Source organism: Acinetobacter sp. MF4642 (assembly GCF_002018925.1).
Classification (GTDB): domain Bacteria; phylum Pseudomonadota; class Gammaproteobacteria; order Pseudomonadales; family Moraxellaceae; genus Acinetobacter; species Acinetobacter johnsonii.
Map to the genome: position 1 here is coordinate 115,822 of NZ_MVON01000005.1, position 17,482 is coordinate 133,303.

The window sequence follows — 17,482 nt, forward strand, 5'->3', positions numbered from 1 at the left end:
TGTTGAGTTATAAAGTTTTAAAATTATAAATAGATTAAAAAAAGACCGCTTACGCGGTCTTTTTTGGCTTAATTTAAAGATTAAGCATATTGCTTAACAGCATCTAAAAGTTCGTTTTGGCGAGCTTTAAGTGCAGCTGGTAGGCGTTCACCAAGTTTGTCGAATAGCTCAGTATGGCTTTCAAGCTCTTTGATCCATTGATCTTTGTCTTGAGAAGTCACAAGGTCAAATTGGGCTTTAGTGAAGTCAGAACCTGTCCAGTTCAACTGTTCATAAGTTGGAACTAAACCAATTGGTGTTTCAACTGCATCAGCACGGCCTTCACAACGGTCAATAATCCACTCAAGAACACGCATGTTTTGACCGAAACCAGGCCATACGAAGTTGCCTTCAGCATCACGACGGAACCAGTTCACGTTGTAGATGCCTGGAAGTTTGTTGCCCGCAGCTTTAGCTTTCGCTGCAACTTCTTCACCAAGCTCTAACCAGTGAGAGAAGTAATCCGCCATGTTGTAACCCGCAAATGGAAGCATTGCGAATGGGTCACGACGAACAATACCTTGTTGGCCAACGGCAGCTGCAGTTGTTTCAGAGCCCATAGTTGCAGCTTTGTAAACACCATCTACCCAGTCAAATGCTTCTGAAATTAGAGGCACTGTGTCCGCACGGCGACCACCAAAGATGAACGCTGAAATTGGAACACCGGCTGGATTTTCCCAGTCAGCATCAATAGAAGGACATTGACCAGCTGAAACAGTGAAGCGCGCATTTGGATGAGCCGCTTTTTCTGCGCCAGTGTGAGGTTGACCTTTCCAGTTGGTCAGGTTAGCAGGTGCTTCTTTAGTTAGACCTTCCCACCATACTTCACCATTGTCAGTTACCGCAACGTTGGTATAGATGACATCTTTAGTCAATGTTGCCATGCAGTTCGGGTTGGTCTTGGTATTTGTACCAGGCGCTACACCGAAGAAGCCTGCTTCTGGGTTGATTGCGTATAAGCGACCGTCTTCACCTGGTTTGATCCAAGCAATATCGTCACCAACAGTTTCAATTTTCCAACCTTCGTAGCCTGCTGGTGGAATCAACATTGCGAAGTTTGTTTTACCACAAGCAGAAGGGAATGCTGCTGCGATGTAGTGTTTTTCACCTTGAGGATTAGTCACACCAAGAATCAGCATATGTTCTGCTAACCAACCTTGTTGACGACCCATAGAAGACGCAATACGTAAAGCTAAGCATTTTTTACCTAACAATGCGTTACCGCCGTAACCAGAACCGTAAGACCAGATTTCACGTGTTTCTGGGTAATGCACGATGTATTTTTCATGGTTGCAAGGCCATGCAACATCTTTTTCGCCATCAGCAAGCGGCGCACCAACAGTATGTACGCAAGGAATAAATTCACCGTCTGTACCAAGAACGTCATAAACAGCTTTACCCATGCGAGCCATTTTAGACATGCTAACTGCTACATATGGAGAGTCAGTTAATTCGATACCAATGTGCGCAATATGAGAACCCAATGGGCCCATAGAGAACGGTACTACATATAAAGTACGACCTGCCATTGAACCGTCAAACAAACCATTTAGGCGGGCACGCATTTCAGCAGGCTCTTCCCAGTTGTTTGTTGCACCAGCATCTTCTTGTTTTTCAGAGCAGATGTAAGTACGACCTTCAACACGAGCAACGTCAGAAGGATCAGAATTAGCAAGATAAGAACCAGGATGCGTTTCTTGGTTAAGCGCTTGCATTGTGCCGTTAGCGATCATCAAGTTGATATAACGTTGATATTCTTCTTCGCTGCCGTCACACCATTCAATTTTCGCTGGTTTTGTTAATTTTGCAATTTCTTCCACCCACGCAATAAGCTTAGGGTGACGAACGAATTCTGGTGCGTTCACTTGGGTCATGGTGAGGCCTATCTCAAATATGTACACGTTTGTACAAAGTACAATCTCAGCAATAAAATTTACTGCAGAGATGAAAAGATGAAAAAAAAGTGGCTGTATTAAAGCATAATTTGATAAAAAAAATAAGACCAAAGGCGTATCTAAATTATGAACAGTTCGATGGGGTTGCTCCATTTTAACTATTAAAAAACAATAGTTTGGTTTAATTTTTGACTTTTATTTTGTGTATTTATTATATTTATGAGGATTATTCATTTAAGATATTAGTATTAAAATCATATATTTGCATTTATTTTGTGATTGAGATTTATTATTGATTAAATAAATGGTAGTCATTTGAATTTTACATAACAAAACTGTTAAGTGTTGAATATTTGGACAAAAATAGAGCAATTACTTCAAGTTTAGGTGCAAAATGTCAGAGCAACTCAAACCTTTATCACTTATTTATAATAAAAAATCAGGTTTTCATGCCGCAAATAAAGATGAAGTATATGAACAGTTGGTAGCAGATCTGAGTACCGCGGGTTTTGAAATACAGTCATTTGAGTTAAGTGAGTGCATGAACTTTGATCAGATGATGCAAGAGATTTTACTACGCCATCGTCAAGCGGAAAATGTAGGGGTCGTGGTTGCTGCAGGTGGGGATGGTACTTTAAATGCAGTTGCATCTAAATTGATGGGAACGGATATTCCCATGGGGATTTTGCCTCTAGGTACCTTTAACTATGTTGCGCGAGTGTTGAATATTCCGTTGGATTTATTAGAAGCGGCCAAAGCCATTAGTGAAGGGCAGCCACGTTCTGTACATGTGGCACAGTTGAATCAACATATATATCTGAACAATGCCAGTTTAGGGCTTTATCCTTTATTTATTCAAAAAAGAGAACAGTTTAATAAGCATTTTGGACGTTTTCCATTGCATGCGTATACCTCGGCATTGGATGTTCTCATCCGCGACCGTAAAGAGTTAAAACTTGAAGTGGAAGTCGATGGACAGCGCTATCCAGTGAAAACGCCATTGATTTTCTTTGGCAATAACCAACTTCAACTGGCTGAAATGAAACTACGTATTGCCGAGGCGGCGGAAGCAGGCAAAGTGGCTGGCGTGGTAGTAGCAAAAAGTGATAAGCGGACTTTGTTCAAGACCTTATGGCAGCTGATTAAAGGCAATTTGGATCAGGCTTCCGATGTTTATAGTTTTGCAGCAGATGAAGTGATTGTTCATTCAAAGCGCAATAAGCTCACGGTTGCGGTAGATGGAGAAATTGTCACGATGACACCACCGCTGAAAATTACAGTACGTAAGCATGCATTAAATATTATGGTTCCCGCATGATTTTACATTTGTCGGATTTACACTTTGGGACCGAACGCGAAGCCTGTTTGCAGGCCATTCGTCAGTTATGTGAGGAACATCCTTTTGAAGCCGTAGTGGTCAGTGGGGACTTGACCCAGCGCGCACGGTTTATTCAGTTTTATGCTTGTAGGCAGTTTTTAGACAGTTTGAAGCTGCCGTATTTGGTGGTGCCGGGGAATCATGATATTCCTCTGTACCATGTATGGAATCGTTTTTTTAGCCCTTTTGCACGTTATCAACTGTTTTTTGGGGGGATGGAAAACACCTTAGAAACTGAACATTTTTATGTTATTGGTGTGAATAGTATTCGTCGGCGTTACCATACGCGAGGGCATATTTCACTGAGCCAAATTCAAGAGATTGACCTGAAGTTGCAGCAAGCACCTGCACACAAAATTAAACTGATCGCCGCACATCAGCCTTTTTATACTCCGCCAGACCATAGTCATGGTGTGAAAGACTGTCCAATGCTTGGTCGTATTGCGTTGGAGCAATGGAGCCAGCATGGTTTAAATGGACTCTTGCATGGGCATTTACACCACGCTGCCGTTTATGATTTGAATCAGATTTATCAACTTGGGGTATCACATCCGGTGCTGGATATTCATGCGGGAACGGCAACGTCTTATCGTTTACATGCGGGCTTGCCCAATAGCTTGAATATTATTTTACCGAATGCCGATGTACAACATTTGAGCTTTAACGCTGCAACCAATCGCTTCGAGTTGATGCAGCAAAATACCTCAGATTGAATCGAGTGTTTAAACTTTGATGGGGTTTGCTTAAAAAGAGCGCAAAAATATAAAAATATTTTGTGTTTGCCCTTGAAGCGTTTTATTCCATCCCCACAAAAGTGTCATATCAAAATTTTGTTGATGACCTAGGAATAAGAAGTCATCTTCACATCGTAAACAACGGCATTTTGAAAATGTCTATGGAGCAAGAAATGAGCAAAATTCGTCCTTTACATGACAACGTTGTGATTCGCCGCGTAGAGAAAGAAACTAAAACTGCAGGTGGTTTAATTTTGAGTACTTCTGCTGCTGAACAGCCAGCTCAAGGTGAAATTATTGCAGTAGGTAATGGCAAAATTACAGACAATGGCGTTCGTGCTTTAGACGTAAAAGTGGGCGACAATGTACTGTTTGGTGCATATGCAGGCACTAAAGTTAAAGTCGAAGGCGAAGAACTTCTTGTGATGAAAGAGTCTGATATTTTAGCGGTTCTTGAAGGTTAATTCAGAACGTTCATTTGCTGTTTAAGCAATACAATTGATTAAAATTTAAGAATATTTGGAGTTTAGTATGTCAGCTAAAGACGTAAAATTTGGTGATTCAGCTCGTTCTAAAATGATTGCAGGCGTAAACGTGCTTGCAGATGCTGTAAAAGTAACTTTAGGTCCTAAAGGCCGTAATGTTGTGATCGACCGTTCTTTCGGTGCGCCGCACATCACTAAAGATGGTGTAACGGTTGCGAAAGAAATTTCTCTAAAAGACAAATTTGAGAACATGGGCGCTCAATTGGTTCGTGAAGTATCTTCTAAAACCAATGACATCGCGGGTGACGGTACAACAACTGCAACTGTACTAGCTCAAGCAATTTTAAATGAAGGCATCAAGTCTGTAACAGCGGGCATGAACCCAATGGACTTGAAACGCGGTATTGACCTGGCTGTTAAAGCATTGGTTGCTGAAATTAAAGCAACAGCAAAACCGGCTTCTGATACTAAAGCGATTGAACAAGTGGGTTCAATCTCTGCAAACTCTGACGAAACAGTAGGTAAACTCATTGCACAAGCAATGGAACGCGTAGGTAAAGAAGGCGTGATTACCGTTGAAGAAGGTTCAGGCTTTGAAGATGCTTTGGACGTTGTTGAAGGTATGCAGTTTGACCGTGGTTATATCAGCCCATACTTTGCAAACAAACAAGACACATTAACGGCTGAACTTGAAAATCCGTTCATCTTGCTTGTTGATAAAAAAATCAGCAACATCCGTGAATTAATTACTGTACTTGAAGCTGTAGCTAAAACAGGTAAACCACTTTTAATCATCGCTGAAGATGTTGAAGGTGAGGCCTTAGCTACACTTGTTGTTAACAACATGCGCGGAATTATCAAAGTATGTGCGGTTAAAGCACCTGGTTTTGGTGACCGTCGTAAAGCAATGTTACAAGATATCGCAATCTTGACGGGCGCGACTGTAATTTCTGAAGAAGTAGGCATGACTTTAGAACAAGCTTCTCTTCAAGACTTAGGTACTGCGCACAAAATCACTGTGTCTAAAGAGAATACTGTGATTGTTGACGGTGCTGGTGATGCAGCTCAAATTGCTGAACGTGTTACGCAAATCCGCGCGCAAATTGAAGAATCATCTTCTGAATACGATAAAGAAAAACTTCAAGAACGTGTTGCTAAATTAGCAGGCGGTGTGGCTGTGATCAAAATTGGTGCAGCGACTGAAGTTGAAATGAAAGAGAAGAAAGACCGTGTGGACGATGCGCTTCATGCAACACGTGCTGCTGTTGAAGAAGGTGTGGTTGCTGGTGGTGGTGTTGCACTGGTACGTGCTGCAGCTGCACTTGACGGTGTAAATGGTGCGAATGACGACCAAAACGTAGGTATTAACATTTTACGTCGTGCGATTGAAGCGCCACTTCGTCAAATCGTTGCCAATGCGGGTGATGAGCCTTCAGTTGTGATCAATGCTGTGAAAAATGGTGAAGGTAACTTCGGTTATAACGCTGCTACTTCTGAGTATGGTGACATGCTAGAAATGGGTATTCTTGACCCTGCGAAAGTAACGCGTTCTGCACTTGAGCATGCTGCATCTGTAGCTGGTTTAATGTTGACAACTGAATGTATGATTACTGACGTTCCAGAAGATAAGCCTGCAATGCCTGATATGGGCGGCATGGGTGGTATGGGCGGAATGATGTAATCTGCACCATATTATTTTAGATGTAAAAAGGCCGCTTAAATGTGGCCTTTTTATTATTTGTAAATGTTGGATTGGTTATGGTTCATAATACTTAAAGTAGTTTAGTTAGGTTGTTTAATTAAAATAATTGATTTTTTTAGCCATTTTTTAATCTGAATAAATTTAAGAATTATCAGGCTTTGATATTAATATTATGGTTCTATTTATTGATCATTTATATTTAATATTTTATCGATAAGTTGTTGAAGTTAAATATATATTGAGTTTTTTTGCTGTGTTTGGTGTTTTTTTTTTGGGGGATTTATTTATGGTTATTTAAGCCATTTTAAAATTATTTCGTTGCGCTATTCTAAGAATATAATCAAATAGAGTAACAATAAAAAACATAAATTATCATTTAAATATGGAAGTAATTAGATTAGAATTCCGGCCAATTTGTATAAATGACCACATTCTAAAATTTAATAATAAATCTCTTATGTCTAACAATATTTATGCTGAATTAGAGCAACTTGGATTGACAGCACAGAAACGTGCGATCCATGTGCAATTCTCAAATACGTCTCTAAATAATCAAGTTTTCCTACAACGTATTGATGGGATGCATAGCCTTAATGAGGGGGCTCATCTACAATTGATTTGTCTTTCAACCAACTCTCAAATTCCATTAAAACAATTTATTGGGTGCCAAACTGCTGTTGATATTGTCACAGACAAATCTGAGTTAACTCGTGTTTCAGGTATTGTGGCCCAAGCAGATATAGGTGCGAGTGATGGTTCTCTTACAATCTATCGTTTGACTGTCAAAGATTCTACAGCCTTATGGAACCATCGTCGTAATAGTCGCGTGTTTATGAATAAGTCGGCTGTGGACGTGATCCAAATCGTGTTTCAAGAATGGGTGCAACGTAGTGCGCTCTTCGCTTTAAGTTTGACTTTGGATAAAAGCGGCTTAACCAAAGATTATGATGTTCGTCCATTTATTATGCAGGCCTCTGAAAGCGATTTTGACTTTCTGTCGCGATTGATGAGAAGTGAAGGTATTAACTGGCTGATTGATGAAGCACAGCTTAAAGTGCTTAGTTCTAGTGAACAGATCCAGCCGCAAAGATTAAGATTAATTGATGATAATTCGCAATTTAACGTCCTAGACCGTCGCAGTATTCGCTTTCATCGCAGTAGTGCCGTAGAAAAAAGTGATTCTATTACTCATTTTGTAGGTCAGCGTTCAATCCAACCGACCTCAGTACATGTACAGCGTTGGCAAGCCGATGTATTGGCAACTGAAGAAGGTGCGGGAAGTGTTCAAAGCATGCATAACCATAGTGAAAATTATGACAATGCCAGTTTAGGTTTGGAGCAGGCATGGCATTTTAGCCCTGCATGGATACAGGACTTAAATGGTGAAGATGGTGCGACCAAATCAGGCAATGGTCAGATTGAAAAGTTTAATCAAACCTTAAGTCACTACTACAATGCACAAGCTAAACAATTTTGTGCAACCTCTACAGTACGTGATGCACATGTAGGCTACTGGTTTGAGTTCAATGAACACCCTGAAATAGATCAACACCTAGATGCAGACAAACAGTTTCTAATCACTGCTAAGACTTTTCACAACCAAAATAATTTACCTAAAGACTTGAGTGATCAAGTAGATGCCTTGCTTCAACAAAGCAATTGGCAAGAAAGCAACATTGCAATTAATAAGATAGATGAACGCCAAGCCAACATACTTACGCTTCAACGACGTAACATCGTTACTGTTCCAGACTACAACCCGCTACAACATAGACCGATAGCATCACCACAACGTGCCAAAGTTGTTGGCCCAAGTGGAGAAGAAATCTTTGTTGATGAATGGGGGCGCATCAAAGTTCGATTCCTATTTACACGTAACGAAGATAACACTCATGATGGTGGTGCTGGTTCCAATGATAACGATACGGATTCTGCTTGGGTAGATGTACTGACCCCATGGGCAGGTGAGAGCTATGGGGCAAGATTCCTACCACGCATTGGTGAGATTGTGGTCATTGATTTCTTTGATGGTAATATCGACCGACCATTTGTGGTGGGACGTATCCATGAAGCACAACGCCATCCAACCAAGTTCGACAACAAAGGTAAACTACCTGATACTAAAAAGTTGGCAGGGATAAAAAGTAAAGAATATCAGGGCAGTGGATACAATCAACTTAGGTTTGACGATACGACAGGGCAAATCAGCAGCCAGTTACAGAGTAGTCATGGCGCTAGCCAACTCAACTTGGGCAAACTGAGTCACCCAAAAGACAAAGCTGAAAGTGATGATCGTGGTGAAGGCTTTGAGCTTCGTACTGACCAATGGGGAGCAGTACGTGCAGGACAGGGCTTACTACTTTCGACCTTCAAACAAGATCAAGCCAAAGGTGAACATTTAGATAGTGAGATTGCCAAAAAGCAACTTGAAGGCAGCCAGACCAATAGTAAAGCCTTAAGTGATATTGCCAAGAATCAAAAGACCGATGAAATTGAATCGATTGAGCAACTGAAAGCTTTTGCCGAAGAAATTGAAAAAGATGTTGCCAAGTATAAAAAAGCCATCATGTTACTCAGTTCTGTTGGTGGGATTGCCTTAAGTACCCCTGAAGATATCCATCTTTCAGCCACAGGTATTATCAGCCATACTGCGGGCGATAGTATTAACCTCAGTACCCAAAAGAATCTTTTGGGACAAGCTTTAGGCAAAGTGAGTCTATTTGCTGCACAAGGTGGCATTAAAGCCATTGCCGCGCAAAGTAAAGTTGAAATTCAAGCACAGTCAGATGCTTTAGATGTATTTGCTAAATTGGGAATTACCATCTCGTCTACAGAAGATCGGATAGAAATCAGTAGTCCGAAAGAAGTTTTGATTACGGGTGGCTCATCGCAGATTGCCTTGAATGGCTCAGGAATTTTTCCAAAAACGGGTGGGAAATTTGAGGTTAATGCTGGACAACATATGTTTAAAGGTGGAGCTAAAGTTCAGTCCATACTACCAAGTTTTAGTAGTTTAGCTATGAATAAAGAGAATTATTCGTTTACAAATCGCATAGACACTTTTGATGTTTTTAAAGATACTGACTTTTCTGAGGTAAAATATAGAGCCTTACTGAAAGGACAAAAAACTTACAAAGCTGGAGTGTTAGATGAATATGGTAGAACAGAACGTTTTGTAAGTATTGATAATAAACAGGAGGACATACAGGTTGTAGTAGATGAACCAATTTACGAGTGGTCAATTATTGATGAGGATTTTGAAGAACCAGAAAATAATGAGGTAGAAGGTTAAATTTATGAAATTTGAAGTTTTTTTTAAAGATAGAGCTGGGAATCCTGTTGATGGGTTACGCTATAAAGTATCAGTTTTAAATGATGAACAAAAAAAGACAAAAAGAAAACTAGTTGAGTTCACTACAAAGAATGGTAAAGGTAAGGGGGGCTCAATAGTTGGTATAGAGCAATTAGTTTTTGAAGTAATGGATTTTCCGACACCATATAAATCGTGGACGGAAATAGGTTATTTTTCATATAATAAGAGAATGGGTAGAGATGAGAAGAGAACAATAATAGTTAATGTCCCATCAATAATAATAAATACAAAAACATTTCAAAAGCAAGAAGTGGCGGGTAGCTATGAGCGGAGAACACAAGTTATAAACAAAAAATTAGATAAAAATATTTATTTATATCCAAGTATTATAAAACATACAGTTAAATCGGGTGAAAATTTAAATTTTATTGCAAAACAGCATGGTGTTTCTGTTAATGATATTAGTATGAGGAATAAAGGAATTAATGTAAATGCTATTAAAGTAGGGCAAATTATTATCATAAAAGATGAAATAGATGCTAAAAGAAAAGAATTAGCGGACCATAAAAAATATAAGAAGTATATAAAAGAAAAATTTCAAATATCCAAAAATAACTCTAAAGTTGTAGTGGAAATTGAAGTAGATGTGAAAGGGGCTCAACTTATGTATGTAAATGTATCTGGAGCAATTGCTGCGGTTATTGGGGTGGGTGCTAGTATCCAAATTGGAGTGGCACGAACACCGAAAGGTCAGTGGGGAATATTTCTTGCTCCTGGGGTATCTGGTGTACAAGGAACTCCTTCTGTTTCTGTAGAAGGAGGTTATTTATTAAGTGAGGCTAAAAGTTTAGATGATTTAGCTGGTTTTGGATATTCTATGAATGTTAATACATATGCATTGGTTGGTGCTTCAACTGTTGCAGCTTCAGGTTTAACTCCAGAAAAAATATTTGATGGAGACTTTAATGAAGGAACCACAATGGGCGGGGGACTTGAAGCTGGAGTTGGTATGGGAGCTAATATTCAACATAACCTTAGTTATACATTTGTCATTCCTTTAACAAAATAGGACTCTTTTAAATGAAGTTTTTGTTTACTGCATTGATATTGACATTGAGCCTAACAGGTTGTGATGTTAATGCGGATAAAGCTAGCGCGGAAGGTCAATATATTGATTTATCTGAAATTGATGAAGTAATAAAGAGTCAAGATGATAATGAAAAGTTAAATTATTTCAATGCTTTATTAGCTAAGGCTGAAGATAATGATCCTATTGCGCAGAATTTAGTAGGGGTTGTCTTTGAGAATGGCTATTTAAATCAAAAGATGGACATTAAAAAAGCAGTTCATTGGTATGAAAAGGCAATTAAGAATAATAATGGGGTAGCTGAAAATAATATGGGGAGTTTATATGCTCATGGAAATGGAGTTAAACAGGACTATGAAAAAGCTTATACTTATTTTACAAAAGCAATGAATAAAAACGTGCCAGAGGCTATTAACTCAATTGGATTTATGTATTTTAACGGATTTTATTTTGAAAGGGATCTTAAAAAAGCATGTGAATATTATGAAAAATCAGCAAACTTAGACTACGGTTTGGGAGCTGCAAATACTGCTAATTGTTATTATGAGGGTTGGGGGGGGATAAAAGATAAACATAAATATTTTGAATACTCTTTAAAGGCTGCTGAAAAAAATTATGCACCTTCACAATTTAATGTTGCAGTTATGTATAAGAAAGGAGAGGTAATAGATAAGTCTATGACGAAAGCTGTCTACTGGTACGAAAAGGCAGTAGAGAATAATGAACCTCGTGCTGCTTATAATTTAGCCTCATTGTATGAAAAAGGTGATGGAGTAGAACAAAATTTTGACCTTGCATATGCTTATTATACTTTAGCGAATGAGTTCGGGTTAGAGATAGCTAGAAGCAAGTTGCTTGAGTTAGAGAGTAAAGTCGTTAAAGAAAATATTCGAATTTTAAAGAATGGCGAGAAAATACAAATTGTAATAGATGATCCTAATAGTAAATGGGAGATTAAGGATGAAGAGGAAGGAAAAAAGTAATAAATTTGGAACTGTGAAGAATTGATAGTTGAAAAAGCAGCGATAGACGCAAACACCAACTACCAGCTTCAGTTGTGTATGACCAATATAGCGTTCCATTTGAAGGCTTTAGTGTCGTACCACATGATGATGGAAGTTTATTGCTGAATTTTGGTTCGAACTGGAATTTCTATTTTCATAGTTTTAATGCTGGAAAATATTATCATCTCGTTCAATAATTTAATGAGCAGACTGATGAAAAAGTGGTCTGGGTATCATCTGCGCAGTTTGGTCGAAACTAAGATGCATTGTATCAAATTATTAGGCGATAAACTCAGCGCTAGGAATTTTGACAGCTAAGTCAACGAGATTCATGCACGTGTGGCAGTCTTAAATAAATTTACAGAATTAGACCGAGCTCACACCCAAGTTGTCACTTAAATTTGAGTCGCTTAGGGGTATTTTATTTTTTAAATCTTTGTGCAAAAAATTATAGTAGTATCGATGACTATATTAAAAACATGGATGAAACATAAAAAGTAAGTAAAAGTTTAAATTGGGGTGGAAGATTAGTTTTTGCTTGGGATATTTATGGGAGTGTAAATTCAGTGGCTTAGGTCTATGAAAAAGGTGTTCCAGATGGTACAAGGAAAGAAATTTTAAAACAAACTGGTAAAATTAATGGCGGCCTATTAGGTGCAAGAATTGGAGGGAGCATTGGAACAGCCATCGGTGGTGTAGTAATAGGCGTTGTTGGAGGAACTGTTGGCCTTCCTGTTCTGGCCGTTGTAGGAGTTATAGCAGTTGGAGGTACTCTTATCTGAGGATATGTTGGTGGAGTAACAGGTCAAGCAGTTGTAGAATATGGATATGAAAGATTAAAATGAATATAAAAGATTTAATAGTTATTTTACTAATATTAAGTATTATCTTTTGGGCTATATTTCATCAAATGGCATCAAAATATATAAATAGTAATGAAGTATTAAAGAAGAAAATTTTCGGTATAGATATTTATAAAAACAAATCTATGGATATATCTAATATTGAGTTGGTTATAACAGCAGTTATAATGATTAATGTAATAGATTTTTTTTCTAGAAACTCTTTAGAAAAATTTTTTAAAAAAAGAAGTTTCTTAATATTTAGTAATATTAATTTGAAAACAAGTATATGTATTATAGATCACCATAAAAAACTATGGAATTACATTAAAGTATCTATGTTTTTTATGATCCTGATAATAATTTTTACAATTATTTTTTGGAATTACTAGCAATAGATTTTATAAAAAATTCACTTTGAATGAAAACCTTTAACAAAACAGCCTTTTCGAGGTATTGTATTTGTATGAGTTTTTTACGCTACTATCAATTATTAAAAGTGGATTGAGCTGAACTGCTTGAATTGAGCAGGATATAGGATTTTCCCTATTCTCTTATTGTTCTGGTATTAGGCGGCTTTGTGCAACAAAGCTTCGAACAAATAGACACCCCTTATTATTGATAATTTCAAAACGGTTTCTGTTCAATTGGGCAAGCACACCCATGATTGAACATGCCTCAATATCAATTTTGTATGAAGTTCATATAGCTGTTGTACAATGTAAGGCTATCTATATATTTCTCTACTAAGTTTTAAGAAAATCAATTAAAAAACCTAATTTTACAAGCAAATTCATCATGTGCACTACAAAAGATAATAATTTCTAAGACATGATCTTAATCCGAAGAAAGCTTTAATAAAAAGAGACCATAAAAAATGCAATTACCATTCTTTTGAGTGGTTTTTCTATTTTCAAAGTTTGATAACGTGCTCTACCAAGCAATGCAACTGTGTGAGATGGGTCAGTATTTTTCAGCATGCCTAAATTGGAATTGGCTGTTGATTTTTACTCTTACACAGTGGTTTTGCTGATGAAAATTAAGCTTAGGGATAAGAAGAGAATGAATTATAAAACATTGAAATTATCAAAAGATTTGCAAGCTCATCATATAGCAGCCTTCCTGTTGCATGTTTAACGGCAACGGTCACTCTGGTTAATCCATTCAAAACAAAAAATGGCTTGGGTCTTTAGCCGACTTCATGCAGTGAATGGAATGAAACTACCAGATCTCTTTTCGCAAAATAACTTGTGTACATGGTTTTGTACAGTTGTGAATTTGTGCCTGAACGCTGAAAAAAATGAGGACTCTAAAATTGCGAATGATACCTATACAGGCTGAATCTCCGCCTTTAAGAAGCCTGCAAGTGCAGGGACAAACCTATCGCTATCACGTGATGATCAAACCCACTGGGGCACAGTGCAACTTAGACTGTAGTTATTGCTTCTATTTGCATAAACAAGACATGTTACAGCAACCAAAAGTTCCGCGTATGTCTGAGTCGATGCTTGAGTTACATATTAAGCAATATATCGAAGCGCAAACGGGCAATTAAATGGTTTTCAGTTGGCAGGGTGGTGAGCCGACGCTTATGGGGTTGGAGTTTTTTCAGCGGGTGGTTGAGCTGCAAAAAAATATGCCAAACCTCATCAGCGTATTGAAAATGACTTACAAACCAATGGCACTTTATTGGATGAAGACTTGTGTGCATTTTTAAAACAGCATGATTTTTTGGTAGGTTTATCCATAGATGGGCCTGCCGAGTTACATGATATCCATCGCTATAACAAAGGTGGAAAACCGACGCATGCCAAAGTCATGCAGGCTGCTGCGTTATTGCGCCAGTATCAAGTTCCGTTTAATGCCTTATGTGTGGTGAACCGAGATAATGCGAAACGACCGTTAGAGGTTTATCGTTTTATTCGAGATCAGGTGAGACCGCGCATGATTCAACTGATTCCAGGAATGGAAAGTGCCCAGTTTCAGCAGACAGCACCAGGCCATTGGAATCCTCAAGATTTACCTAAATTGGGCAGTTCAGCAGCGCAACCGGGCAGCTCAGACTCTGTGGTGACAGACTGGACGATTGCTGCCGATGATTGGGGCATATTCCTTTCAACTGTGTGGAAAGAATGGTTACAGAAAGACTTTGGGCAGGTCTTTATCGACCAGTTTGAAAACATGGTTTCAATGATGTTCGGCTATGGGGCGCAGAAATGTGTGTCGGGTCAAATTTGCGGAAAATCCTTGGCGGTCGAGCACAATGGCGACCTCTTCTCTTGTGATCATTTTGTTTATCCCGAATACAAATTGGGCAATATTCGCGAGATTCACCAAGGCGATTTAGTTTTTTCTGAGCGACAAAAGAAATTTGCATACGCCAAATCGAAGTCACTGCCAGAATACTGCCAAAAATGTCCATATCTTCAATATTGCTGGGGCGATTGTCCGAAAGACCGTTTTCTAAAAAACCCTGATGGAGAGGCGGGTCTACATTATCTTTGCTCAGGTTTATAACGTTTTTTTCATACTGCACTTTTAGCTAAAAATGAAATTTCTAAATGGATATGACCGTATTAGGAAACAGTTGTCACTGGTTTTTAGAAAATGCTTTTTCTAAAAATTAAATGTGTAAGGCACTAATATTATTCTAGGTTTAGTGCAAATAGGGTTTGAAACAAGGATGAAAATTCGTTTTATACGAATGTGTTTAAGGAAAATACCATGCAAAAAACTTAATTTCTCGCTCTTTAGCTTTGGTAGGTGGAGCATTACTTTCAACAGCACTTATGGCGAAACCACCCAATATTTTAGTGATCATGTCCGATGATGTAGGCTGGCAGAACGTCAGTGCTTATAGTCATGGTGTTATGGGCTATGACACGCCGAATATTGATCGTATTGCCAAAGAAGGCGTGATGTTTACCGATCACTATGCACAGCCAAGTTCAACCGCTGGACGTGCAGCATTTATTACAGGTCAGTATCCGATTCGTTCAGGTATGACCACAGTCGGTCGTCCAGATTCACCTTTAGGGATTAAAGCTGCAACACCGACTTTGGCAGAAGTACTCAAACCGTTAGGTTATATGAGTGGTCAGTTTGGTAAAAATCATTTGGGTGATCGAAATGATAGCTTACCGACAGTACATGGTTTTGATGAATTCTTTGGTAATTTATATCATTTAAATACTGAAGAATTTCCTGAACAGTATGATTATCCAAAAGATCCTGAATTTGTGAATCAGTATGGAACACGTGGTGTATTACACTGTTATTCGTCCAACGATAATGATGGAACTATCGATCCTCGTTTTGGTGTGATGGGTAAACAAAAGTGTAAAGACTCAGGCCCTTTAACCCGTAAACGTATGGAAACGGTGGATGATGAATTTATCGCTGCCAGTGTCGATTTTATGAAGCGCAGTAAAAAATCGGACAAGCCGTTTTTTGTGTGGCTGAATCCAAGTCGTATGCACATGTTTACCCATTTACGTCCTGAGCATCGTTACTTAGCTGCCAAAGCCACCTCAGAAGATGATTTATACGGCAGTGGTTTGGTTGAACACGATATGCAAGTCGGTCAACTCTTGGATGATATGAAGAAGATGGGGGTGTTGGATAACACTATCATTGTTTATACCACCGATAATGGCCCTGAGCACAGTGCAAAAAATCATGGTGGAACCACACCGTTCCGTGGTGAAAAAATGACCACTTATGAAGGGGGAGTACGTGTGCCAATGATGGTGCGATGGCCGGGACATATTCCTGCGGGACAAGTGAAGCACGGCATTCAGTCGCATATGGATCTGTTTACAACTTTGGCGAATGTCGCAGGGAATAAAAATGTAGTCGAGGAGATGAAAACCAATCGTAAGCAAATTATTGATGGTGTAAACAATATCGACTATTGGACGGGAAAATCAAAAGAGAGTATGCGAGATAATTTTCTGTACTATCATGAATCGATTTTACGTGCAGTTCGTATTAATCAATGGAAAGTTCATTTTGAAACCAGTGAAAATTATTACGACCAATATCAAAAGCAAAAATTTCCAATGATGTACAACCTTCGCCAAGACCCATTTGAGACATTTGATAGTATCAGAGACCGTTCAGATATTATTCAAACCAAGCAATGGATTTCTGAACCTTTAGAGGCACTACTGGGTTCACACATTAAATCTTTGATGGATTATCCACCTGTACAAAAAGCTGCAACACTTGATTTTAGTGAGTTAATTAAAAATTTGCAGAGCCAAAAGAAGTAAATTATCTCAAAAGGGAGCCGAAGTAATTTGGCTCCCTTTTTTTGATGCTTGGGGGAGTTCATGCTGCGACATACAAATAAGCAATTTAAATCATGCATGATGTAGTGAGTATCTTATTCTAAGGATTTGGTGAGTTTAAAGTTGAACTCAGGTTGATCCAGTACTTGGCCTTTATCACCACGCATTTCAATAAATTGCGCACCAATATAATAAATACGGCTATCACCAGATGAGTCTAGCTGTATCAGTTGATCAGAGCCATTCACAAATTGAAATGAGCCTTTCACTTCATTGACATAATTATTATTCGATTTGCCTAAAAATTTTTGTTTCAGCACAAAATGATGATCTAAGGTCAGTTCAAGTTCAGTGTCGATCTCAGAACAATCATGACAGGGTAGAACCCCTTGATATGTGCCTACCCAATCTAAGGCATTTGCTGTGTCTGGTGCATCCATCACGGTTGCGCTAGCACTGTCGTCCAGAGATGTCGTGACATTGTGATCTGGTGGAGGATTGTTTTCATTTGGCTTTGAGCATGCAGTTAACATGGTGAAAGATAGGCATAGTGCTAAAACAGTCTTTTGCATATACAGCACCTGATATTATTCAATGTTTAGTTTTACACTACAGTAGTGCAGGAAATGAATTTGTGAAGATCTGTGAGTGCTTCTGTATCTTCAATAAAGAATACTATTCACGTATTTTTACCTTTAATCTCAAAGACCC

At 38.6% G+C, this 17,482-nt stretch carries 13 protein-coding genes and 1 pseudogene; 12 read left to right on the plus strand and 2 right to left on the minus strand.

Annotated elements, in window-relative coordinates; translation table 11 throughout:
- Window positions 1–80 precede the first annotated feature (80 nt).
- Window positions 81–1,913 (minus strand): phosphoenolpyruvate carboxykinase (GTP), encoded by a 1,833-nt coding sequence (locus MF4642_RS04600; RefSeq protein ID WP_078425451.1) that lies wholly within the window; start codon window positions 1,911–1,913, stop codon window positions 81–83.
- 415 nt (window positions 1,914–2,328) lie between these two features.
- Here MF4642_RS04600 and MF4642_RS04605 point away from each other — a divergent pair, with 415 nt between their 5' ends.
- The 12 genes and pseudogenes from MF4642_RS04605 (at window position 2,329) to MF4642_RS04655 (ending at window position 16,753) form a co-directional block, all read left to right on the plus strand.
- Window positions 2,329–3,252, plus strand: coding sequence for a diacylglycerol/lipid kinase family protein (locus MF4642_RS04605; protein ID WP_078425452.1), 924 nt, complete (start codon window positions 2,329–2,331; stop codon window positions 3,250–3,252).
- Window positions 3,249–4,025, plus strand: a complete 777-nt coding sequence (locus MF4642_RS04610; protein ID WP_078425453.1) for a metallophosphoesterase family protein — start codon at window positions 3,249–3,251, stop codon at window positions 4,023–4,025. Before MF4642_RS04605 ends, MF4642_RS04610 begins: the two co-directional genes overlap by 4 nt.
- Before the next feature lie 194 nt (window positions 4,026–4,219).
- Entirely contained in the window at window positions 4,220–4,510 is a 291-nt protein-coding gene (gene groES, locus MF4642_RS04615) for a co-chaperone GroES (protein ID WP_010326285.1), read from the plus strand.
- 67 nt (window positions 4,511–4,577) lie between these two features.
- Window positions 4,578–6,212, plus strand: a complete 1,635-nt coding sequence (gene groL, locus MF4642_RS04620; protein WP_004694331.1) for a chaperonin GroEL — start codon at window positions 4,578–4,580, stop codon at window positions 6,210–6,212.
- A 478-nt stretch (window positions 6,213–6,690) separates the two neighbouring features.
- Window positions 6,691–9,525: a type VI secretion system Vgr family protein gene (locus MF4642_RS04625; protein ID WP_078425454.1), complete on the plus strand. Its 2,835-nt coding sequence runs from the start codon at window positions 6,691–6,693 to the stop codon at window positions 9,523–9,525.
- A 4-nt stretch (window positions 9,526–9,529) separates the two neighbouring features.
- The gene (locus MF4642_RS04630; protein ID WP_078425455.1) at window positions 9,530–10,615 is read left to right on the plus strand and encodes a LysM peptidoglycan-binding domain-containing protein; all 1,086 of its coding nucleotides are present in this window, start codon (window positions 9,530–9,532) and stop codon (window positions 10,613–10,615) included.
- 11 nt (window positions 10,616–10,626) lie between these two features.
- On the plus strand, window positions 10,627–11,616 hold the full coding sequence (locus MF4642_RS04635) for a tetratricopeptide repeat protein (RefSeq protein ID WP_004694326.1): 990 nt from the start codon (window positions 10,627–10,629) through the stop codon (window positions 11,614–11,616).
- 231 nt (window positions 11,617–11,847) lie between these two features.
- Window positions 11,848–12,036, plus strand: a pseudogene (locus MF4642_RS04640) (IS5/IS1182 family transposase); the annotation flags it as partial.
- A 442-nt stretch (window positions 12,037–12,478) separates the two neighbouring features.
- On the plus strand, window positions 12,479–12,871 hold the full coding sequence (locus tag MF4642_RS04645) for a hypothetical protein (RefSeq protein WP_078425456.1): 393 nt from the start codon (window positions 12,479–12,481) through the stop codon (window positions 12,869–12,871).
- A gap of 923 nt (window positions 12,872–13,794) precedes the next feature.
- Window positions 13,795–14,034 carry a hypothetical protein gene (locus MF4642_RS17125; protein WP_227518515.1) on the plus strand — a complete coding sequence of 80 codons (240 nt, stop codon included), beginning with the start codon at window positions 13,795–13,797 and terminating at the stop codon, window positions 14,032–14,034.
- Between the two features lie 146 nt (window positions 14,035–14,180).
- Window positions 14,181–14,996 carry an SPASM domain-containing protein gene (locus MF4642_RS04650; protein ID WP_227518516.1) on the plus strand — a complete coding sequence of 272 codons (816 nt, stop codon included), beginning with the start codon at window positions 14,181–14,183 and terminating at the stop codon, window positions 14,994–14,996.
- A gap of 272 nt (window positions 14,997–15,268) precedes the next feature.
- A complete protein-coding gene (locus MF4642_RS04655) occupies window positions 15,269–16,753 on the plus strand; it encodes an arylsulfatase (protein WP_078425457.1) in 1,485 nt (494 codons plus the stop codon).
- 113 nt (window positions 16,754–16,866) lie between these two features.
- Here MF4642_RS04655 and MF4642_RS04660 read toward each other — a convergent pair whose 3' ends face one another.
- Window positions 16,867–17,343 (minus strand): copper resistance protein NlpE, encoded by a 477-nt coding sequence (locus MF4642_RS04660; protein ID WP_078425458.1) that lies wholly within the window; start codon window positions 17,341–17,343, stop codon window positions 16,867–16,869.
- Between the last annotated feature and the right edge of the window lie 139 nt (window positions 17,344–17,482).